At 62.2% G+C, this 21,701-nt stretch carries 18 protein-coding genes; 14 read left to right on the forward strand and 4 right to left on the reverse strand.

Annotation, left to right across the window (positions count from 1 at the left end):
• The first annotated feature begins 19 nt into the window (after positions 1 to 19).
• The 10 genes from WFR25_RS13875 (at position 20) to WFR25_RS13920 (ending at position 10,942) form a co-directional block, all read left to right on the forward strand.
• On the forward strand, positions 20 to 202 hold the full coding sequence (locus WFR25_RS13875) for a hypothetical protein (protein WP_336971635.1): 183 nt from the start codon (positions 20 to 22) through the stop codon (positions 200 to 202).
• Between the two features lie 110 nt (positions 203 to 312).
• Positions 313 to 612 (forward strand): hypothetical protein, encoded by a 300-nt coding sequence (locus WFR25_RS13880; RefSeq protein WP_336971636.1) that lies wholly within the window; start codon positions 313 to 315, stop codon positions 610 to 612.
• 318 nt (positions 613 to 930) lie between these two features.
• Positions 931 to 1,374, forward strand: coding sequence for a MarR family winged helix-turn-helix transcriptional regulator (locus WFR25_RS13885; RefSeq protein WP_336971637.1), 444 nt, complete (start codon positions 931 to 933; stop codon positions 1,372 to 1,374).
• Between the two features lie 2 nt (positions 1,375 to 1,376).
• Complete coding sequence (locus WFR25_RS13890) at positions 1,377 to 3,422, forward strand: FUSC family protein (RefSeq protein ID WP_336971639.1); 2,046 nt, start codon at positions 1,377 to 1,379, stop codon at positions 3,420 to 3,422.
• Complete coding sequence (locus tag WFR25_RS13895; RefSeq protein ID WP_336971641.1) at positions 3,419 to 3,634, forward strand: DUF1656 domain-containing protein; 216 nt, start codon at positions 3,419 to 3,421, stop codon at positions 3,632 to 3,634. Before WFR25_RS13890 ends, WFR25_RS13895 begins: the two co-directional genes overlap by 4 nt.
• The gene (locus WFR25_RS13900) at positions 3,631 to 4,518 is read left to right on the forward strand and encodes an efflux RND transporter periplasmic adaptor subunit (RefSeq protein WP_336971642.1); all 888 of its coding nucleotides are present in this window, start codon (positions 3,631 to 3,633) and stop codon (positions 4,516 to 4,518) included. Before WFR25_RS13895 ends, WFR25_RS13900 begins: the two co-directional genes overlap by 4 nt.
• A 3-nt stretch (positions 4,519 to 4,521) precedes the next feature.
• On the forward strand, positions 4,522 to 5,940 hold the full coding sequence (locus WFR25_RS13905; RefSeq protein WP_336971643.1) for a TolC family protein: 1,419 nt from the start codon (positions 4,522 to 4,524) through the stop codon (positions 5,938 to 5,940).
• Between the two features lie 187 nt (positions 5,941 to 6,127).
• Positions 6,128 to 7,435 carry a dicarboxylate/amino acid:cation symporter gene (locus WFR25_RS13910; RefSeq protein WP_336971644.1) on the forward strand — a complete coding sequence of 436 codons (1,308 nt, stop codon included), beginning with the start codon at positions 6,128 to 6,130 and terminating at the stop codon, positions 7,433 to 7,435.
• A gap of 122 nt (positions 7,436 to 7,557) precedes the next feature.
• Positions 7,558 to 10,509: an amidohydrolase family protein gene (locus WFR25_RS13915; RefSeq protein ID WP_419723210.1), complete on the forward strand. Its 2,952-nt coding sequence runs from the start codon at positions 7,558 to 7,560 to the stop codon at positions 10,507 to 10,509.
• A gap of 112 nt (positions 10,510 to 10,621) precedes the next feature.
• On the forward strand, positions 10,622 to 10,942 hold the full coding sequence (locus WFR25_RS13920) for a DMT family transporter (RefSeq protein WP_336971646.1): 321 nt from the start codon (positions 10,622 to 10,624) through the stop codon (positions 10,940 to 10,942).
• A 7-nt stretch (positions 10,943 to 10,949) separates the two neighbouring features.
• Here WFR25_RS13920 and WFR25_RS13925 read toward each other — a convergent pair whose 3' ends face one another.
• Positions 10,950 to 12,809, reverse strand: coding sequence for a gamma-glutamyltransferase family protein (locus WFR25_RS13925; protein ID WP_336971647.1), 1,860 nt, complete (start codon positions 12,807 to 12,809; stop codon positions 10,950 to 10,952).
• A gap of 71 nt (positions 12,810 to 12,880) precedes the next feature.
• The gene (locus tag WFR25_RS13930) at positions 12,881 to 15,928 is read right to left on the reverse strand and encodes a TonB-dependent receptor domain-containing protein (RefSeq protein ID WP_336974900.1); all 3,048 of its coding nucleotides are present in this window, start codon (positions 15,926 to 15,928) and stop codon (positions 12,881 to 12,883) included.
• A gap of 586 nt (positions 15,929 to 16,514) precedes the next feature.
• On the opposite strand from WFR25_RS13930, the gene WFR25_RS13935 reads away from it, so the two are divergent.
• Both WFR25_RS13935 and WFR25_RS13940 read left to right on the forward strand, forming a co-directional pair.
• Positions 16,515 to 18,395: a gamma-glutamyltransferase family protein gene (locus tag WFR25_RS13935; protein WP_336971648.1), complete on the forward strand. Its 1,881-nt coding sequence runs from the start codon at positions 16,515 to 16,517 to the stop codon at positions 18,393 to 18,395.
• Positions 18,396 to 18,478: 83 nt separating this feature from the next.
• Positions 18,479 to 18,949 carry an Lrp/AsnC family transcriptional regulator gene (locus WFR25_RS13940; RefSeq protein ID WP_336971649.1) on the forward strand — a complete coding sequence of 157 codons (471 nt, stop codon included), beginning with the start codon at positions 18,479 to 18,481 and terminating at the stop codon, positions 18,947 to 18,949.
• Positions 18,950 to 18,955: 6 nt separating this feature from the next.
• Here the strand turns inward: WFR25_RS13940 and WFR25_RS13945 are convergent, their stop codons facing one another.
• A complete protein-coding gene (locus WFR25_RS13945; protein ID WP_336971650.1) occupies positions 18,956 to 19,387 on the reverse strand; it encodes a RidA family protein in 432 nt (143 codons plus the stop codon).
• A gap of 408 nt (positions 19,388 to 19,795) precedes the next feature.
• Positions 19,796 to 20,122 carry a hypothetical protein gene (locus tag WFR25_RS13950; RefSeq protein WP_336971651.1) on the reverse strand — a complete coding sequence of 109 codons (327 nt, stop codon included), beginning with the start codon at positions 20,120 to 20,122 and terminating at the stop codon, positions 19,796 to 19,798.
• A 123-nt stretch (positions 20,123 to 20,245) separates the two neighbouring features.
• Here WFR25_RS13950 and WFR25_RS13955 point away from each other — a divergent pair, with 123 nt between their 5' ends.
• Positions 20,246 to 20,602 (forward strand): TauD/TfdA dioxygenase family protein, encoded by a 357-nt coding sequence (locus WFR25_RS13955; RefSeq protein WP_336971652.1) that lies wholly within the window; start codon positions 20,246 to 20,248, stop codon positions 20,600 to 20,602.
• A 38-nt stretch (positions 20,603 to 20,640) separates the two neighbouring features.
• Positions 20,641 to 21,701, forward strand: a protein-coding gene (locus WFR25_RS13960; RefSeq protein WP_419723124.1) for an IS630 family transposase whose coding sequence is annotated in 2 segments (ribosomal slippage) — positions 20,641 to 21,159 and positions 21,162 to 21,701 — 1,059 coding nt in all. Because the reading frame shifts where the segments join, the coding sequence is not laid out codon by codon here.

Consider the following 21,701-nt stretch of genomic DNA (forward strand, 5'->3'; position numbering starts at 1 on the left):
TTCAACCAAGGAGGCGAGAATGACGACATTAAACGAACAGCAGTTGGCAGGCCTTGAGCGCATCGCCGATCAAATAGCGTGGCTGGATACGCCGGGGTCGTTTGAGGCTGCTGACGCGATCTATGCGCGGGTCGAGAAGGAACGTGCGGCATTCGCCAGAGGTGCGGCTGCGATATTGGGGCGGCTGCGCCAGCAGCCCTAACACCGCGCAAACCAGCATGCCCAAATCCCGCCGCAATTGCCAATTCGACACCGGCGATTTTGCCGCATAGCTGGCTTGCTCCTGAAACGGTAACGAAAGGAGCTAACAACATGAAACTAGAAGACATCGGCGATCCCGCACTCATCGAGCGCGTGGGCCGGATCGTTTATGCAGCCTACCCGCCGGAAGAAATGGACTTTGCCAAATGGTTGAATCAATGCCGCGCCGATGAACAGGGCGCATACCATCTGGGCATTTTCGCCTGTGACGTGCTGGATGAGCGTGACATTACCGAAGAACAACGGTCGGACCTTACGCGATATAGCCAACTAATGGCGCTCGCGCTCGACGTGGTGGAACTCCACGAACGAGCATTAAACGCACGAAATATTCCTGCTCTGATGGAATAGTTTCAATGGCAAGGGCACCGAATTTCACAGTGCCCTTGCCATCTCAAACGAAAAAGTTACCATGCGTAATGACCGAACCAAAGCGCACCGACCTTAATTTTCACAGCTTCCCTAAGCCAGAGGGAACGCCGGAGAATGAGGCACCAATTCTCCCGTTCACAAGGGGGCAACAGACGGCTTGGATCATATTCGCAATCATAGCGGCGGTGACTGCGATCATCCTCTACATGGAAGCGCAGAAGCCTGACGGGGCGCTCTCGGTCTTCCCATTGCAAACGCCCTATTGAAATCATATTATTAGTTCGCTAACTAATGTCAATGAATCGCAAGGGACTCGAACGCACGTTGGCAACGCGCCTCAACCCCGTGTCGCGCGCCTGGCAACAGTTGGCCGATCAGGCACTATCGCAGTTAGGCGTGTCGAACTCGACCGGCTGGTGCATGGTCTGGCTCAACCGTCTTGGGGAGGATGTGCGGCAGGCGGATCTTGCCCGCGCCATCGGCATCACCGAAGCCTCGCTGGTCCGCATCCTCCATCAACTGGAGGCCTCAGACCTGGTGCTGCGGCAGGCCAGCCCGGACGACCGCCGCGTCAACCATCTGTTGCTGACGTCCAAGGGGCAGGCGCTGGCCGGTGAAATTGAGGAAACCCTGGTCAATCTGCGCGAGGACCTGCTGACCGGCCTTCCTTCACAGGACATAGCGGCCACGTTGCGCGTACTCGATCATCTGGCGGGCGCCATGGCAGAACGGCGGCAATAATCATGAGCGCGCGCTTCGGTTGGCCCCCGGCACTCTTCTCCCTCAAATGTTTCATGGCCGCAATGCTGGCGCTTTACCTCGCGCTCGCCATCGGACTGGAGCGGCCCTATTGGGCGTTCCTCACCTCCTATATCGTCGCGCAGCCGCTGGCGGGCGCCGTGATCTCCAAGGCGATCTTCCGCATGATCGGCACGATCGTCGGCGCGGCTTTCACTGTGCTGGCGGTACCTGCACTAGTCAATGCGCCCGAATTACTGACGCTGGCCTTTGCGTTGTGGCTGGGCCTGTGCGTCTTCATCTCGCTACTGGACCGCACGCCGCGCGCCTACATGTTCGTGCTGGCGGGCTATAGTGCTTGCCTGATTGGCTTTCCCAGTGTCGACGCGCCCGGCACCATCTTCACCGTCGCCAGCCTGCGCGTGCAGGAAATCATCCTCGGCATTCTCTGCGGCAGCCTGGTCCATGGCCTCATCCTGCCCGGCTCCGTCACCAGCCTGCTGTTACGCCGCATCGAAACCATCCTTGGCGATGCCGAACGCTGGTCCCGGGACGCGATCGCGCCCGAACCCGTGCCGGGCGTCGAGCAGGAACGCCGCCGTCTGGCGCAGGACATCACTGAACTACACCAGCTTTCGGTTCACCTGCCGTTCGAAACCGCGCGCCTGTCGCCCCGCGTCCGCACCGTCCGCGCGTTACAGGATCAGCTATCGCTATTATTACCACTGGGTGCATCGGTGGACGATAGAATGACGGCGTTGCGGGACGAGGGCCACGCCCTCCCTCCCCCTGTTGCCACGCTGATCGAAGACGTCCGCGTCTGGCTCGCCGGCCCGGGTAGCGACAGCGACGCCCGACACGCAACCGCCGAAGGGCTGATCGCCCGCTGCACCGAACTGGAACCGGCAGTGGATGTCGCCATGTCCTGGCAGGCGATGATGATGCTCAGCCTGCTTGCCCGCCTCGCCTCCCTGATTGCCGCGCACCGGGACGCCCGCGACCTGCGCGACCAGATCGAAACGCACAGCCGCAAGCCCGTCACCCCGCGCGTGGCCGAACTGCTCCAGCTACGCAGCGACCGCGCCCTGCATCGCGACTATGGCGGCGCCCTGCGCGGGGCATTCGGCGCGATGTTGACGATCGTCATCGGTTGCGCCCTGTGGATCGGCAGCGGATCGGCGGAATTTTCCACCTCCATCATGCTGGCCGGCGTGTTCCTTGCGCTCTTTTCTGCCGTCGACGATCCCGTCGGGCCGCTCAAGGGCTTCATGATCGGCACCGCTATCGCCTCGCTCATCGGCCTTCTTTATGGCTATGTCATCCTGCCCCGGCTGGACGGCTTTCCGATGATGGCCGCCGCCATGGCGCCGATGCTGCTAGTCGGTGGCGCGCTGATGGCCTCCCCGCGTTATGGCCTGATCGCGATGGCCGCCATGCTGGGCCTGGGCAGCCCCGTCCTGCTGGGCGCAACCTATATCAATGCATTTGCCGCCTATGTGAATGGCGCGATCGCGCAGATCGTAGGCGTGTGGTTCGCGATACTGATGGCCCGACTGCTGCATTCTGCGGGAGCGGAAGCCGCCATCCGCCGCACCATCCGCGCCGGATGGGTCGACATCGCGGCACGCAGCGACAGCCGCGCCGCGCCGGATGTGCGCGGCTGGATCAACCGGATGCTTGACCGCATCGCCCTGCTCGCCCCGCGCCTTGCCGCACGCGGGGAGGATAGCGGCAAGCCGCTTTACGACGCCCTGCGCGATCTGCGGACTGGCGTAGCAATCGGCGAGTTGCGGCAACTTCGCAACGCACTGCCCCCCATAGACGCCGCCGCGCTCACCGCAGTGCTGCGCAACGTCGGCACCTATTATGGTCGCCTGGACCCCAACGCCCCTGCGCCCGCAGACTCTGCGCTGCTCGCCCACATCGACACCGCCATGGACCAGCTGACGCAGAATCCGCAGGCCGCCCGGCCCGCGACGCTGGCGCTTGTCGCCCTGCGCCGCAACCTCTTCCCACAGGCACATGGCTATGAAAGGCAGATGGCGGCATGACCGGTGAAATCGCCATTGGCGGCGTCTTCTTTCCCACTTTGCTTCTGCTCTCGGTGGTGGCGCTGTTCCTGACCTTCGGCCTGATCCGACTGGTCGGCTATTTCAGCCTGTACCGCTTCGTCGCCTATCGCGCGCTGGTGGACCTGTGCCTCTTCATCTTCAGCCTCGGCCTGCTGGCCGTCCTTTTCCCCCTGCTTGGTATCCGCACATGAAGCCCCTTGCCACGATCACGCGCAGCGCCGCCACCATCGTCATCGTCATCATCGCGATCCTGATCGCGCTGTGGATGTGGAACCATTATGAGCGCAGCCCCTGGACCCGCGACGGGCGGGTGCGCGCCGACGTGGTGCGGATCACGCCCGATATTGGCGGACTGGTGACGGAGGTCGCGATCCGCGACAATCAGGCGGTGAAGGCAGGCGACCTGCTATTCGTGATCGACCGTCCCCGCTATTCGCTGGCGGTGGAACAGGCCAAGGCGCGGATCGCCAGCGCCCGCGCCACGCTGGGTCAGGCAGAGAGGGAAGCCCGCCGCGACCTTGCGCTGGGCGATCTGGTCGCTGCCGAGAGCCATGAACAAAATGTCGCCCGCGCCGCCACCGCCCGCGCCGCCCTTGCCGAAGCCATCTCCGCGCAGGACGGTGCGGAACTGGATCTGCGCCGCACCCGCGTCACTGCCTCGGTCAACGGCGTCGTCACCAATCTGGACCTCCATCCTGGCGACTATCTGGCGGCAGGCACCCAAGCGATGGCGCTGATCGACAGCGACAGCCTGCGGGTGGAGGGCTATTTCGAGGAAACCAAGCTGCCCATGATCCACCCCGGCGCGCCCGTCACCGTGCGGTTGATGGGCGAAAATCGCGACATGAAGGGCCGGGTCGAAAGCATTTCGTCGGGCATCAACGACAGCAGCCGTTCGGATTCCGGCAACCTCCTTCCCACGGTCGAGCCGACCTTCAGCTGGGTCCGCCTCGCCCAGCGCATCCCCGTGCGGATCAAGCTGTTGGAGGTGCCCCGCGACATCCGCCTGATCGCCGGACGCACCGCGACCGTCACCATTCATCCGACCGCAGCCGCCCAGCCGGAAAAGCGCTGACCCATGGTCCGCCACTCTCTTCTTCTCGCCGCAACCGCCCTGCTGTCCGCCTGCGCCACCGCCGGGCCGGATTACCGCCCCCCGGAACATTCGATCGCCACCCAACCCAAGGCGACCGGCAATTTCATCGCCGCCTCCGGCGCCTCTATCTCGCAGGCACCACTGCCTGACCGCTGGTGGCAGCTTTATGCCGACCCGCGCCTCGACGCGCTGATCGAACAGGCACTGGCCGCCAATGCCGATCTGCGCGCCGCCGACGCCAATCTCGCCCGCGCCGACGCGATCGTGCGAGAGGCGCGCGCCGGGCGCACAATATCGACCAATATCAGCGGCGGCGAAAGCCTCACCCGCCCTTCAGGCACGGGCGAAAGCCTGCCGGGCGTGCTTGCCTATGACCTTGGCCTCTCCGCCTCCTATCCGCTCGACCTGCGCGGCAAGATCGCGCGCGGGATAGAGGCTGCGCAGGCCGATGCCGAGGCCGTGGCCGCTGCCCGCGACGCAGTGCGCGTCAGCGTCGCCGCCGCCACGACCCGCGCCTTTGCCGATGTCTGCGCCGCCAACTATGCGCTGGACGTCAATCGCACCGTTGTCGCGCTACAGCGCCAGACGCTCGACGCCACCCGGCGGCTCCAGCGCGGCGGGCGCGGCACCGCCTTCGACGTCAGTCGCGCACAGGCCGCCGTCGACCAGAGCGCGGCCACCCTGCCAGCGTTCGAGGGGAAGCGGCAGGCCGCTCTTTATCTGCTCGCAACCTTGCTCGGTAAACCGCCTGCAGATTATCCGACAGACATCGCGACCTGCGCGACCCTGCCAAGGCTCAACGCCCCCCTGCCCGTGGGCGATGGCGCAGCCCTGATCCGCCGGCGCCCGGACATTCGCGCTGCCGAACGTTCGCTTGCCGCCAACACTGCCCGAATTGGCGTGGCGATGGCCGACCTCTATCCTCAGGTCAGCCTTGGCGGGTCGGTCGGCCTGACCGGCCCGGTCAAATCCTTTGGCTCCACCTCTTCCTTCGGTTTCAGCCTTGGCCCGCTGCTCAGTTGGTCTTTCCCGAACCGCCCGGTCGTCCGCGCCCGCATCGCGCAGGCCGGCGCACAGGTGGAGGCCGACGTCGCCCAGTTCGACGGCACGGTGCTGGAGGCTTTGCGGCAGGTCGAAACCGGCCTCGAAACCTATCGCCGTGATCAGGACAGCGCCACCGCCCTCGCCCGCGCCCGCGACAGCGCCGCCCAGTCGGCGAACCAAGCGAACCGTCTGTTCCGCTTTGGCCGCAGCGACTTCCTTGCCCTCCTCGACGCGCAGCGCAGCCTCGCCAGCGCGCGGACGGCAGCGGCAGCGGCACAGGTTGCGCTGGTCGATGGCCAGATCGGCCTGTTCCTCGCTCTTGGCGGCGGCTGGCAGGATGGGACGCCCCCTCGCTAGAGCCAGTTCCTGGTTCCCATTATCCTTGGCATGGCGGATTGCTTGCGCCACTACGTTGAAGCACAGGCATGCGACGAAGAAAGGGCGACCTTATCCGCGCTTTGCCCTGAATTAGAATTGCTATCGCGCAATCAGACGGAACACCTCCGATATTGCGGCCTTACCCCCAAAAGGGACAATGGACGCCATGACGATACACTATCGCAGTTTCGGATTTCAGGTGCTGGTCGGCATGGTCGTTGGCCTTGCCCTGGGCTTTGTCGCCCGGACCATGGGCGCGGGGCCAGAGGGCGATCTCAACTGGCTCGCTGAAACGCTCAAGACGATTGGCAGCATCTTCGTATCGCTGTTGAAGGCGATCGTGCCGCCGCTGGTCTTCGCCGCGATCGTCGCCAGCATCGCCAACCTCCGCGCGCTCGACAATGCCGCCCGCCTTGCCGGCCAGACATTGCTCTGGTTCGCGATCACCGCCCTGATTGCGGTCAGCATCGGCCTGCTGCTGGGCGTCCTCATCCAGCCGGGCATCGGCGCGCAGGGACCGGCAACACCGCCCACAGCTCCCTCCTCCGTCGGCGGCTGGCTCGATTTCCTCAAAGGTCTGGTGCCGGGCAACAGCTTGGCCCTGTTGGCCAGTACCAAGATCACAGGTGGCGCGGCCAGTACCAGCATCTCCTTCAATATCCTGCAACTGCTTGTCATCTCCATCGTCGTCGGCCTCGCCACGCTCAAAGTGGGCGAAAAGGCAGAGCCGTTCCTGACCTTCGTCCGCTCCTTCCTCGCCATCGTCCGCGCGCTGCTCGGCTGGGTCATCCGCCTGACGCCCGTCGGCTCGGCGGGGTTGATCGGCTCGGCGGTCGCGACCTATGGCTGGGACGCACTGGCGCAGCTTGGCACCTTCACCGGCGCTATCTATCTCGGCCTCGCGCTGGTGTTGCTGGGGGTCTATCCGACGCTGTTGATCCTCAATGGCCTCAAACCCCTCCCCTTTTTCGCCAAGGCATGGCCCGCAATCCAGTTGGGCTTCGTTTCCCGTTCCTCGGTCGGCACCATGCCGGTGACGGAGGCCGTTACGGAGCGGATGGGCGTGGAAAAAAGCTATGCCGCTTTTGCCATCCCGCTGGCCTCCACGACCAAGATGGACGGCTGCGCCTCCATTTATCCGGCGCTGTCGGCGATCTTCGTCGCGGGCTTCTATGGCATTCACCTCCACGCGATCGACTATGCGCTGATTGCCTTTGTGTCGGTCATCGGGTCGGCGGCGACGGCAGGCCTTACCGGCGCCACCGTGATGCTCACCCTCACCCTCTCGACGCTGGGCCTGCCGCTGGAGGGTGCGGGCCTGCTGCTCGCCATCGACCCGATCCTCGACATGGGCCGCACCGCGGTCAACGTCGCGGGACAAGTGCTGGTCGCGACCATCGTTGCCAAGCGGGAGGGGATATTGGACGAAGCCGCTTATGCCAGCGCAGGAGAACTGGTTCCTGCACAGGCCTGAACGACAGGACCAATAGCGGATTTTCTGCCCAGCACCGTCCTTCCCGCATAAGAGCAGTCAAGCGGGGACAAGCAAATATGAAGGCCACAGGACACAGGGCAGCGCTGGCCGCAACGCTGGCGATGCTGGCGACGGGAACATCGCTCACGCATGCCCAGACATCCGCCCCGTCCTCCCCCGCGCTGACCCCGCCGGGCGGCGGCAAGACCATCGCCTTCGACGTACATGAAGGCACCTCCATGTCTGTCTCCGCTTCTCCCGATGGCCGGATGCTGGCTGTCGACCTTCAGGGCAGCCTGTGGCTGATCCCGGCCAAGGGCGGGCGGGCGAAGCGGATCACCGATTATTTCAGTGACGCGCGCCAGCCGGTCTGGTCCCCCGATGGCAAGAACCTCGCCTATTTCGCCTATCGGGAGGGCAATTACGACCTGTGGATCGTCGATGCCGACGGATCGAACCGCAAGCAACTGACCGACAGCCTCTATGACGACCGCGAACCCGCCTGGTCCCCGGACGGCAAGAGCATCGCCTTTTCATCTGACCGCAAGGGCGCGGGCGACCCCAGCTACAATATCTGGACGATCGAGTTGACGACCGGCGCGCTGAAGCAGGTGACATCCAACCCCTTTGAAGATCGCCTGCCCACATGGTCGCCCGATGGCGCGCGGATCGCCTATGCCAGCCCCCGCGGCGACAAGTCTGCCTTGTGGATTACAAGCCTGATCGATGGCAACGAGACGCTGCTCAGGGAAGTCGCGGGCAAGATCGACGCGCCATCCTTCAGCCCGGAAGGTGCACTGGCTTATGTCGTCGCAGATCAGGCGAGCAGCCATCTGGAAGTGGACGGCACGACAGTGTCGGGGAACGAAAATGTATTCCCCTTCCGTGCCTCCTGGATGCCCAAAGGCGGTTACTATTATGTATCGGACGGTAAAATTCGGCAGCGCACCGGCAAATCCGTCAAGACCATCCCCTTCACCGCCGGACTGGAAGTCACCCAGCCCAGCTACACACGAGCAAAGCGTGATTGGGATTCAACCGCCCCTCGCAAGGTACTGGGCATCGCTCGCCCCACCCTCTCGCCCGATGGCGAAAAGATCGCCTTCATCGCGGTCGGCGATCTCTATATTGTGTCGGCCAAGGGCGGCAAGCCGGAGAATCTGACCAAAGATCATGCAATGGACGCCGACCCAAGCTGGTCCCCGGACGGCAAACAAATCGCCTATAGTTCCGACAAGGGCGGCGGTTTGCCCCAAATCTGGATTCGCGACCTCATAACCGGCAAGGACCGCCAACTCACCACTATGGACACCCAGCCGCTGGGGGCGGCATGGTCGCGCGACGGCAAGTCCATCGCCGCCATCGACGTGGATGGACGTTGGGGGGTAGCAGGCGTCTTCACCATCGACGTGGCGACGGGCAAGATCACCCGACTTCAAGGTTCGCTCCCCCAACCAGGCGAACCAAGCTGGTCGGCGGACGGACGCTATGTCGCCATCTCCCTCTCCAAACTCTATTCCAAAAGCTTCCGTGAGGGCACCAATCAGGTCTATGTGATCCCTACCGATGGCAAGAGCGCGCCTTTCTGGCAGATACCCGATGCCGACATGTCGATCGACACGCGCGGCGGCGGCGGTCCCGCATGGTCGCCCGATGGCACCAAGATGGCGGCGATCTACGAAGGTCTGCTGAAAGTCTGGCCGGTCGGATCGGACGGCAAGCCCGCCGGGCCGCCTCGCGCCTACACCTCCGAAATCGCCCATTATCCCACATGGTCGGGCGACAGCCATACGATCCTCTACCAATCGAACGACAGGTTGAAGACCATCGATGTCGAAACCGGCGTCGCGCGCGAAGTGCCGATAGACTTCACCTACACCCTCGCCAAGCCCAGCGGACGGACGGTCATCCACGTCAGCGGCCTTGTTGATTCCGTGCGCGACGAAACCCAGCGCGACAAGGATATCGTGATAGAGGGCAACCGGATCGCGTCGGTCGTTGCCCATGACCCGGCGCTCCATGGCGGCGACGCAAAGGTCGTGGACGGCACCGGCATGACCGCCATTCCCGGCCTGATCGAGCATCACTCCCACTCGCAAAAGGATTTCGGCGCAGCGTCCCACCGGGCCTGGCTCGCTTATGGCATCACCACAGTGCGCGATCCGGGCAACCAAGCCTATTATGGGATCGAGGATCGCGAAGCCGCCGAAGCGGGCGTCCGCATCGGCCCGCGCATCTACACCAATGGGCCGCTGCTGGAATGGCAGCGCGTCTATTATAAAATGGGTGTCGCCGTCGCCGGTCCCGCCCATCTGGAGCGCGAACTGGAACGCGCCCGTATTCTGAAACAGGACGTTCTCAAAAGCTATGTGCGGATGCCCGACATCCAGCAACGCCGGATCGTCGAGGCCGCCCATGAAATGGGCGTGCCGGTGACGGGACATGAAATCTTTCCCGCTGCCTATACCGGCGTGGACGGCACCGAACATATGGGCGCGACCAGCCGGCGCGGTTATTCCCCCAAACAGGGACCAATGGGCCGGTCCTATGAGGATGTGATCCAGCTATTTGGCAAGAGCCACCGCGTGCTGACACCCACCATGTTCGGCGCGCTGACCGGTTATCTGGAGAAGAACCCGACCTATCGCGACGATCCGCGCGTCAACCTCTATCCGCTCTGGGCGCAGGAGTCGGTGCGCGGAACGGACGGAATGGCCCGGATGCTTGGCCCCATGCTGGAGGGGCAGCGGCAGGCGATCAAGGCCATGTATGACGCAGGGGTCAAGCTCACCGCAGGCACGGATACGATCATCGCCACCAACCTTCATGCAGAGATCGCCTCCTATGTCGATGCAGGTCTCACCCCGTTTCAGGCGCTCCAGTCGGCAACCGTGACCCCCGCACAGGCGCTCAATCTGGACGCAGGGACGATCGAGCCGGGCAAGCTGGCCGACATCGTACTGCTGAAGGGCGACCCGCGCGAAAATATCGCCAACACCTTCAACGTCGATACCGTGATCGCCAATGGGACAGTCTACAAGATGGAAGACCTGCTCAAGCCGAAAGCCGACTGACCGGACATTGACTCCTCGCCATGCCGTTCCTAATTCGGCACGGCGAGGCCACGTCCTCCCCCTTCATGGGCAGAAATCCGGGACGGCCCGGCCTCTCTTGAAGGAGTCTGCCATGGCCTGGCCCATGCTTGTCGTTGCCGGTTTACTTGAGGTCGTCTGGGCCTTTGCAATGAAACAGTCGGAAGGCTTCACCCGCCTGTGGCCGACCATCATCATGGCCGTAGCCATGGTGGCGAGTTTCGCCCTGCTCGCGCTTTCCATGCGCTCCTTGCCGCTCGGCACCGCCTATACGGTGTGGACGGGCATAGGCGCGGTCGGCGCGTTCCTCGTCGGCATCACCTTTCTTGGTGAAGGTGTCAGCGCCACGCGCCTGATCGCGGCGGCGCTGATCGTGGCCGGGCTGGCGCTGATGAAATTGTCCAGCACCGCCTGAGCGGCGCTTAATAGCCTACGGCATAACCCATGCGACGTGGATCGGCCCCACCCATCCGCGCACCCGAAGCATCGGCCAGCACCCCCTGCACGCTGCCAATGGCATAGGGACCGACCGTTTCCAGCCGGTGCCCCATCGCCGTCAGCCCCTGTGTCGTGGCAGGGTCGAAGCGCCCCTCCATCTGCACCGTGATCGCCGCGCCCGGCTGGTAGAAACTGGGTTCGGCGTCCAGGGCAAAGCGCGGCGCTTCGATCGCGGCCTGAATACCCATGCCCCGGTCGATCACATTGATCAGAAACTGGAACTGCGTCTGGCCGATCGTCTCCCCGCCCGGCGATCCGCAGACCAGCCTGAACCGCCCCTTGTCCAGAACGATGGTGGGACCATTGCCCAGCAGCGCGATCTTGCCGGGCGCTACCGTGTTGGGATGCCCTTTGTCCGGCGCGCTGGACCCAACCCGCAAGCCGTTGTTGCAGAGCAGGCCGGTGTCGCCCATCACCACGAACGTGCCAAAGCCCCCGCCGACCGTCGTAGTGACGGCGATGGCATTGCCGTCCGCATCGACCACCGCCAGGCTGGTCGTATCTCCACCCCGGCTGCGTCCGTCGCGCACGGCCAGTTGCACCCTGTCATCTATATAGCCCGCAATCTTTGCGCCCTCGGGATAGGCGACCGCACGGGCGGGATCGATCAGCTTACGACGCTGAGCGGCGAATCCCTTGGACAGCAGCATGTCCACCGGGATCTTGCTGAACGCCGGATCGGCGGCATAGCGATAGACATCGGCCTTTGCGATCTTGATCGCCTCTATCAGCAAATGAGTCGCCTGCGGGCCACCGGCTGGCAGCGCGGCCAGATCAAAACCCTCGACGATGTTGAGCTGTTCGCAAACCTCCAGCCCTGTGCGGGAGGTCAATGGGCTGCAATAGACATCCAGACCGCGATAATTGGTCGTTACCGGATCGGCCCATTTGGCCGCATAGGCACGCATATCGGCCATCCGCAACCAGCCGCCCTGATTTTCCGAAAAGCGTGTCATCTCCTGCGCGATCGGCCCTGCATAAAAATAATCGTGGGCAGCCTGCAACGCCCGGTCCCGATCTGCCCCGCCCTTCCGCGCCTTTGCCTCGGCATCCACCAACGCCTGCAACGTCCGCGCCAGTGGCATATTGCGAAAGATCGAGCGCGGCTCTGGCGGTTGTCCGCCGGGCAAGAAGATCGCGGCGGTCGTGGGATATAGCGCCAAAGTCTTCTGCGCCCGCCTGATGAACATCGCGATCGACGGATCGAGTGGATGCCCGTCCCGCGCATAACCGATCGCCGGTTCCAACAGTGTCGAAAGCGGCAACCGACCAAAGCGCCGGGCCAAAGCGATCCAGCCGCCAAAAGCCCCTGGCACCGCCACTGCCTTATGCCCATGATCCAGCAGCTTGGGATCGACGTTAGGGTCCAGCAATTTCGGCGCTCCCCCGGCAAACGCCAGTGACAGCACCTTGCCCGATTTGCAATCAAGGCATGTGGCAAAACCGTTACCCGCCGCGCTCGATGCCCAAGGTTCCACGACATTCATCACCGCCATCGCCGCGACAGCAGCATCAGCCGCGCTACCGCCCTGCATCAACATCCGCGTGCCCGCCATCGCCGCGAGTGGATGCCCCGCCGACACGCCGCCGGTCGGCATCGGCACCTCGACCCGGTGCTGGGCAACCGCCGTTGTTCCGGTGCGAGGCGCATCCGGCGCGCGATCTCCCGACTGGGCCCGCGCGCGGATCGGCATGGCAGAGAGCGCCACCACGCCAAGGCCACCGCCCAGCAGTGCGCGACGCCCCATGGCCGGGCCGTTCGGATTGGAGGGCGTGGCAGCCATGATTATCTTCCTTGAAATCACAAATCAAAAGGCCCGGCGCTCCAGCGATGGAGCACCGGGCCGTGAGGGCATCAGAAGGTCTTCTTGATCCCCGTATACCAATAGCGCGCCTGCGGCTGGTAGAGGTTCGACAGATAGCCGGCCGAGGAGAGCGGCGGGTCCTTGTCGAAGATGTTGCGCGCGCCGACGGTCAGCATCGTGCCCTTCATTATGCCTTCATTCTGGAATTCATAGGAAGTGTAGAGATTGACGGTCGTCTGCCCCTTTACAATGAAGGGATTGGCTGCCGCGTCGCGCACCGCGTTTTCATAGACCGAGTCGATGAACTGGGTGAACGCGCCGACCGTCACCGGACCCGAATTCCAGGTCAGGTTGGCCGAGATGCGCCAGCGCGGCTGGCCATCGCGCCCCACGACATCGCCGCCGCCCTGGGTAGGGACACCCGCGTTGATCGTGCCCGCCGCCTTGCCGTCAATCACGTCCTGAACGCCCCTGGGCGCATCGACGACATAGCCGATCAACCGCGAGGCGTTGACGTTCAGGGCAAAGTTACCGACCGAGGTCGTGTTCAGGCGATAGTCGAGGTTGAAGTCGATACCGTTGACCGTCACCGGCAGCAGGTTTTCGAAGTTGGCGACGACATAAAGGAGTTCACCAACGGGGGCGAGACCGGTGCCCGCGGCCGTGGCAATGTCATCGGCGGTCGGCGCGCGGCGAACGACATTGGGGTTGCTGCTGCCCTGCGCGCGCAACAGATAGTCGAGGTTGAGGCCGTTTTGATAATCGAGCAGGCCGACCACATTCTTCTGCTTGATCTGCCAGCGATCGACCGTCAGCGTCACATGGCCAAAGCCGTCGGGCAGTGGCGGGGTGAAGATCGCGCCGAAGTTCCAGCTCGTCGACTCCTCAGGTTTCAGATTAGGATTGCCGCTGGAACGCCGCAGAACCGAGATGTTGCGATTGCACTGGGAGAAATTGGGAATGCGGCCCGCGCGCACATCTGCCTCGCACAGCACATAATCGACGCCGGTGTTCACACGATCGAGCGTGGAGGTGTTGATGACCTCCAGGTTCGGCGCGCGAAAGCCCTGCGACCAGGAACCACGCAGCTTGATGCCCTGTAGCAGTTCCCAAGACGCCGCCACCTTGGGCTTCGCGACGCTGCCGACATCGCTATAATCCTCGAACCGGCCAGCGACCTGGAAATCGAGCGACCGGAACAGTGTAACATCCATTTCCGGGCTGAAGATCGGGATGGCCAGTTCGGCATAGGCCGACTTCACCGTGCGCTTGCCATAGACGTCCGGGCTGGGACTCGCGCCACCCAGGTCGGACCCGTAGAAGATGCCGGTGACGGCATCGGTATAGGTGGTATCAACACCCGCAACGCCGCCCTGATAGGTCGAACGGTTGTCGCGATAGGTTTCACGGCGAAATTCGATCCCGGCCGCGATGCCGATGCTATTGTCGGCCCACAAGCCGATCAGATTTGCGTTCGAGATCTTGAAATCCACCAGCCCAAGCGACGTGCGCGTCTTGCGCGTGGCCTTTATCATGAAGCTGTCGATCGTCGCCTGACTGTTGGGCGTGCAATCGCCGATCGACGGCGTATCGACGCACCCGCCATTGAACGGATTATAAGCGTCGGGCGTGGTTTTGTTGATTGCGGCTTGAAGCAGGGTGTTGGAGAAATTCTCCTGCGTGTCCGCTGCCGTAGCCCAGGTGTAGAGACCCGCCGTATCAAAATCCCAGTCTCCGATGGAGCCACGCAGGCCGCCAAGGAAGCGATACTGATAGTTGGTGACGTCGACCGTGCGCGATCCGACATCGACATAGCTTAATGACGTGATCTGAACCGGCAGGCCCGTGGCGGGCACGATAGCGGTGCTGAGGCCCGCAATGCGGTTGGGCGAACCAACCGGGCCAAGCGGATTCCAGTACGCATTGGCCGCGACCGTGATCGGGATGTTGGCGAGCGATCCGGGCGCGCCGATCGTGGAACTGGTCTTGCCGCGATAGAAGCCGGCTTCGCCGAAGAGGGTCAGATTGTCGGTCAGGTCATAATGGGCGTTGGCAAAGAAGTTGAGCCGCTTGACCGACGGCTGGGTGGTCAGATCGTCGAACGTCGCCGGTGAATTGAAGCGCAGATTGGAGTCTACACCCGCCATTTCGGTAGCGCCATTGCCATCGTCATAACACATGCCCGGCGTGCCCGATGCGATCCGGCAGCCGGTGTTGGCGTTGGGCTGGATATGGAATTGGCTTGACGCATTAGTGAAGGCGGTGGCGCCGCTGGAGACGGTCCGGTTCAGGAAACTGACGATCCCATTGGCGCTGGGCGTGGTAGCCAGCGCGCGGAATGTCCCCCACGGCGTGCTGGTGCTGGTGCCGTTGAATGCAGCGACATTGGCGAAAGGTGTTCCGGCGACATAGCCGCGCCGGTCGACACTGGCGGTATAATCCTGATCGCTAAGATAGAGCTTGGATTTTTGTGCATAGTTGGCGAACAGCGAGATGTTGCCGCGGCCTTCCGAAAAGTCCTTGCCAATTAACCCATTGACCGTGAATTCACGCAGGTTGGTGCCTTCCGCCCCACCATATTGGGCGTCGAACTTGGCGCCGTTAAAATCGGTCTGGAGCACATTGTTCACCACGCCCGCTACCGCATCCGATCCGTAGAGCGCCGCCGCGCCGTCGCGCAGCACTTCGACACGGCTGATCGCTCCGACGGGAATGGTGTTCGCGTTATAGCCAAAAGTCGGCACGCCAGAATCGACGACGCCGGTGATCGCCTGTGATGTGGGATGCAGCACGGTACGGCGGCCGTTGATGAGCAACAGCGTGTTGCCCTGCCCCAAGCCACGTAGCGATACGGTCGATACATCGCCGCGCGCCGCATTGGCGTTGCCGCCGCCCAACACCTGTTCGTTGAACGTGACGCCGCCTAGTTGCGGGATCGAGCGGAAAAGATCAGCGCCGGATACGGCGGCGACAGCCTGGATCTGCTCCTCACCAACCAAGTTGACCGGCAGCGCGCCGGTGGTCTTGGCGCCGCGGATCTGCGACCCGATAACAACGATGTCATCACCACGATTTTCAGTGACGGGGCCGTCAGGCATTCCGTCTGCCGCTTGCGCCGCCGCAGCGGTGGTGGCCAGGCTGGATGCCTGTTCCGCATAAGCCACACCTGTTGAAAGCGCGATGATGCTGGCACTCAACAATGTCCTGTTTACAGATTTAAGAGCTTTCATGTCCCTGTCCCCCATTGAAGATCGTGCCGCCTTTTCCCCGGCGACAGACCCATTCCCACGACCATGGCTCACACGCTCGCAAGCCATGTCAGGCTCACACGCGGCACTCTCATTCCGGACAGATTTCCCGCTATTGGTCGCCGTCTTGGCGAAAAGTGGATGCTTGACGGGCCGCCGTGAATGGAGCCTCGACATCCTTTCCCTGCATCGCGGCCATTGATGCCGCCCCGGCTGCTGGGGATGGTCCTCCCTCTTGTTGAGGCCATCCATGTTGCAGCGTTCTCGATGACAAAAACTATTTGGCGTGCAAAACCCGCTATCGGCATGTCATTTTTATTTCATAGTCGGTGCGCGCCGCGTAATTTTCTTAGTGCGGATATGGACCCGTCTCTCGTCTAGATCGGGTGTCGGCGGCAAGGACATGCCGCCGTTTGCCGGAGGTCAGAGGGACATAATGAGCAGCAGCGAAGACAGCGACACACCGACATTCAGCCGTCGAGACCTGGCCACGCTCGCCGCCGGTGGCGCAGCCCTGATGGGCGGTAGCGCGTCGCTGATAGCCCAGACCACGGGCAAACCCGCGATAGAACCGACGCGGCTGGTAAGTGCGGGCGAAACATTGCGGCCTGAGATCGTCGGCAATTTCGGTATCGTCGCCGCCGGGCGCCACTATGCGGTCGCGGCGGGCACCCGAATATTGATGGCGGGCGGCAATGCCACCGATGCAGGCGTGGCGGCGGTGTTCGCAGCGGCGGTCACGGAAATCTCGCATTTCGGTTTCGGTGGGGAAGCACCCACCATCATTTACGACGCGAAAACCAATAAGGCCTCAGTGGTAAGCGGCCAGGGTATTGCGCCCGGCCTTGCCACGCCGGATAAATTTGCCGAGGCGGGCGTCATTCCCGGCAATGGTCCCAATGGCGGCACCGTACCTGCCATGGTCGACGCCATGGCGCTGGCCCTGCAACTCAATGGCACGATGACGCTGGATCAGGTGATGCAGCCCGCCATCGAGCTGGCGGACGGCTTCGTTATGTATAATTTCCTCGCCGAAGTCTTCGTCAGCCAGCAGAAGGCGACGTCGAAATATAAAAGCGCCTACGACACCTATTATCCCGGTGGGAAGCTGCCCAAGACCGGTGAAATTTTCCGCCAGCCCAATCTGGCCCGCACCATGCGGGCGATTGCAGAAGCCGATCGCGCTGTCCTCGCCCGGACGAAGGACCGCAAGGCCGCAATTCAGGCCGGTCGCGACGCATTCTACAAAGGCGACATTGCCCGCCGGATCGGCGCTGCAATGGAGGCGGATGGCGGCCTGATGCGCTATGACGACCTGGCCCGCTATAAGGGCAAGGTGGAAGCACCGGCCATGACCAGCGTGTTTGGTTATACGGTCTGCAAGGCAGGTTTCTGGAGTCAGGGTCCGGCCATGCTGATGGCGCTCAACATCGCTGAGGCAGCGGGCATCGCGTCTATGGAGCCGGGGTCCGATCCCTATCTCCACACTGTCGCGGAATCGATCAAGCTGGCCTTCGACGATCGCAACGCCTTTTTCGGCGATCCCGATTTTGCGGCCGTCCCCGCAAGGGGCCTGCTGTCCAAGGCCTATGCGGTGCAGCGGGCCAAGCTGATCGGCCCTCGCGCTTCGCTGGAGCATCGGTTCGGCGATCCTTGGGCCTTTGAGGGGAAGAAGCGCTCCACCCCGTCCTTCACGCCGCACATGCTGAAGCGTAAGGGTGGCCCGGTCGCCGACACCACCGCAATCGAGGTCGTGGACAAACAAGGCAATCTGTTCAGTTGCACGCCCAGTTCCGGTTGGCTGCTGGGCGGTGCCTATATTGCGGGCGATACAGGCGTGCCGATGAGCAATCGTCTGACGGTGTTCGACCTCGATCCCGAAAGCCCCAATGTCCTGGTGCCCGGCAAGCGGCCCCGCACGACCCTCTCCCCGTCCATGGTGTTGAAGGAGGGCGCGCCCTATCTCGCCATTGGTACGCCGGGCGGCGACAATCAGGACCAGCAGATCATGAATGTGCTGTTGCGCGTGCTGGCCTTCAACCAGCCACTCCAGGCCGCGATCGAGGCGCCGCGCATCAACTCCAATCATTTCCACGGCTCCTTCGCGATCAAGAAGGACGAGCCGGGCGTACTGGAGATTGAAGATCGCATACCCGCCGACATCCGGGCAGCGCTCACCGCGCGGGGACATAAGCTGGACGTACTTGGTCCCTATGCAGTATCGACCGGCATCGTCGCGGCGGGCGTGGTGCCTGAAACGGGCACGTTGCGCGGGGGCGCAGACGTGAGGCGCGAGCGCTATGTGTTCGGTTGGTAGTTTTCAGATCGACCCGCTTTGCCTTTGAACATACGCAGCCTTGTGCCAAGAGATGGATCATCTTTTCGCACAAGGCGCGTATCATGAATAAATCCGTCACCCTTGACCCGCTGGACCGGCGTATCGTCGCCGAGTTGCAGAAGGACGCCTCCCTCAGCAACGCCGAGCTTGCCGAGAAGGTCGGAAGTACCGGTCCCTCCTGCTGGCGGCGGATCAAGGCGCTGGAGGATCAGGGCGTACTGAAGCCCGCGATCCGTCTCGCCGATCCGGAGAAGCTGGGCCACGCAGTCAATGTGCTGTGCAGCGTGCGGATGAAAAGCCACACGAGCGAAAGCATCGACGCCTTCCACGCCTTCGTTCACACCCATCCGCAGGTGATGGAATGCTATCTTATGTCAGGCGAATGGGATTATCTGATGCGGATCGTGGCATCCGACGTGTCCGACTATGAGCATTTCCTGATGCGGACCTTGCTCAAACACCCCTCAGTTGCCGGTGCCTCGTCCCATTTCGCCTTGTCAGTGACAAAATATACGACAGCCCTACCGGTTTAACGCGCGTCACTTGAACGCGGCAAGGCACTCCACTTCCAGCGGTGCGCCAAGCGCCAGCCCGTCGACGCCAAACGCACTGCGCGCGGGGAGGCGCTTCCCCTCGAAATAAGGGAGGTAGGCGGCGTTGAAGCGCGGCCAGTCAGCCATGTCGTCCAGCATCACCGTGCATTTGACGACATGCCCGAAATCGAGGCCATTGCTCGCCAATATTTTGCCGATGCTGTCCATTGCCGCCCTGACCGCCGCGTCATACCCTTCCTTGTGCGGGTCCATCCCGTTGGGCACCTGCCCGATCTGGCCCGACATGAACAATATGTCCCCCACTCGCACGGCAGGCGAAAAGGGCAGCGTCGCAGGGAACGACTGCGGCCTGGGCGCGCCCTGCGCCAGCGCGGGGCCAGCAGCGAACAGCGCGAGAAGGCAAGCCAGGGTCTTCATTGGGACGCTTTCCTCAAAGGCGCGGCCTGTAGCCGCTCGATGTAACGCCATCATCATTATGGGCCGGTTGCGAAAAGCGGAAGCGATTTTCCAATCCATTCCATAACTTGTTATGCATCCTTCCCAACGGGCACATTCGGAAGGGAGTGTCATGAATGGAGATATAAATAGGCCGGGAATACGGATTGCCATCGACAGTCGGCTATGAGGTGGTGGCGATCGCCATCAAAGAATGGCATATTTTTTCTAACGCTATCGCTCGCCACATCAATTATCTACGCCCGCGAAACAGACCCGATGGTCCTGGCGTCCAAAGACGCAGAGGGTCGAAGCCTATGTGAAACCTGGGATCAGCATCTCGCGTGATCTGGGGAAGGCCCTGACGGCCGCGCTTAACCGGCCTCTGCCTCAGTCAACGCGACTGGTGACCTTCGCTGTGCCGTCGTTCAGGATTTCAATGAGGTGAGCATTACCATTCTCACATTTGGCCCGCCAACCCATAGCGCCATTTCCAAGTTTAATATGTTCCGATCCCGACACCTCCTGACAGGCGATGCCGGAATCCCGAATAGCCCTCAAAAATACGCCATTGCGTTGCATTTCACTAAGGCCTTCAACTTGCGCTATCGCGCCCGTCACAGGCGTCACCTGATTATCAGTGGTTGCGATTTTCTCATCATCACCACCGCATGAAATGAGAGCAAGAGCAGCGGTCAGCGTCATCAATATACGCATATTCTTCCTCGTATCACGTTCACATCCTCGCTACCCCAAGGGTTACACCTTCAGGTTCATCTCTCAAAACTATTATCACAGGTACGTTGCGCCGGTGCAGCGCGACCACGCTCCCGATGAGCCTTGCAAATAGTATTTGGATATTCAAAGCGCGGCGGGTCGATCATCATAACCGCACTCGATATTTATCAATACCACTGCTCATGCACGGACTTGTCCGGCGAAATGAGAGGTGATTTCATGTCTTCCGCAGCCGCAGATATTCTCAACCGTGCCGATCAGATCATCGGCATCCGCCCATTGCAGCCAACCATAGGCGCCGAAATCGAAGGTATCGATCTCAGCAAACCGCTTTCATCTGAGCAGCGTGACGCGATCCGCGCCGCTGTCATTCAATATAAGGTCGTGTTCTTCCGCGACCAGCCACTAATACCAAGGGGCGCTGGTTCTGACTCACGTTTGAGATTCCCAAGAGGCTGAAATTATGATTCGACATTGCAGGCACAAGGAGGCTTGCGATGGCGGCGGCGATTGGGGTTCGAACTGACTACACATCAACGGATTTGCGTGGCTTTGCCCGACGATGCGGTGATGGGGACCAGGTGCGTCGTTTATTGGCGGTGGCTCTGATCCTGGACGGCGGGAACCGTAGCGATGCAGCGAAGTTTGCCGGGGTGACGCTGCAAATCGTGCGCGACTGGGTCGTGCGGTTCAATGAGGGCGGCCCTGACGGTCTGGCAACGCGCAAGGCCCCCGGACGGACGTCGATCCTGAACGACGAACAGCGCGCCAAGCTTGCCGAAATCGTCGAGACAGGGCCTATCCCGGCGGCGCATGGTGTCGTGCGCTGGCGTCTATGCGATCTGGCGCAGTGGATCCGGGACGAGTTCCAATTGTCGGTCACGCGTCACACGCTTGGAAGAGAGCTTCGCGCGCTGGGGTATCGCAAGATCACGGCGCGGCCCCGCCACCGTGGCCAGAAACCCGATGATATCGCCATTTTTAAAAAGAGTTCGCTGCCTGTCTGGAGCAAATCAAACGAGGCCTCCCGAAAGGCACGCCCCTAGAATTATGGTGGCAAGATGAAGCCCGCATCGGTCAGCAGACCAAGCTCACCCGGCGCTGGGCAAAGCGCGGCACCAGACCCTCAGCGCCAAAAGACCAACGGCGATCATCGGCCTGGCTCTTTGGGGCGATTTGCCCCGCAGAAGGCAAAGCAGCAGGCATCGTCATGCCCAGGTGCAACAGTGAGGCAATGAGTATGCACCTTGACGAAATTGCCTTCCATGTCGCGCCCGGTGCTCATGCCGTGTTGCTTCTCGATCAAGCCGGATGGCACGGCTCTGCAGAACTCGTCGTTCCGCCCAACATCACTCTGATGCCGCTGCCGCCCAGATGCCCTGAGTTGAACCCGGTCGAGAATGTCTGGCAATTTATGCGAGACAACTGGCTCTCAAACCGCATCTTCAATTCTTACGACGATATCGTCGATCACTGCTGCTACGCCTGGAACAAGCTCGCAGAACAGCCTTGGCGCATCATGTCCCTGGGACTACGTCAATGGGCACATGGGTTCTAA

Origin of the sequence: Sphingobium aromaticiconvertens (assembly GCF_037154075.1) — a bacterium.
Lineage (GTDB): Bacteria > Pseudomonadota > Alphaproteobacteria > Sphingomonadales > Sphingomonadaceae > Sphingobium > Sphingobium aromaticiconvertens.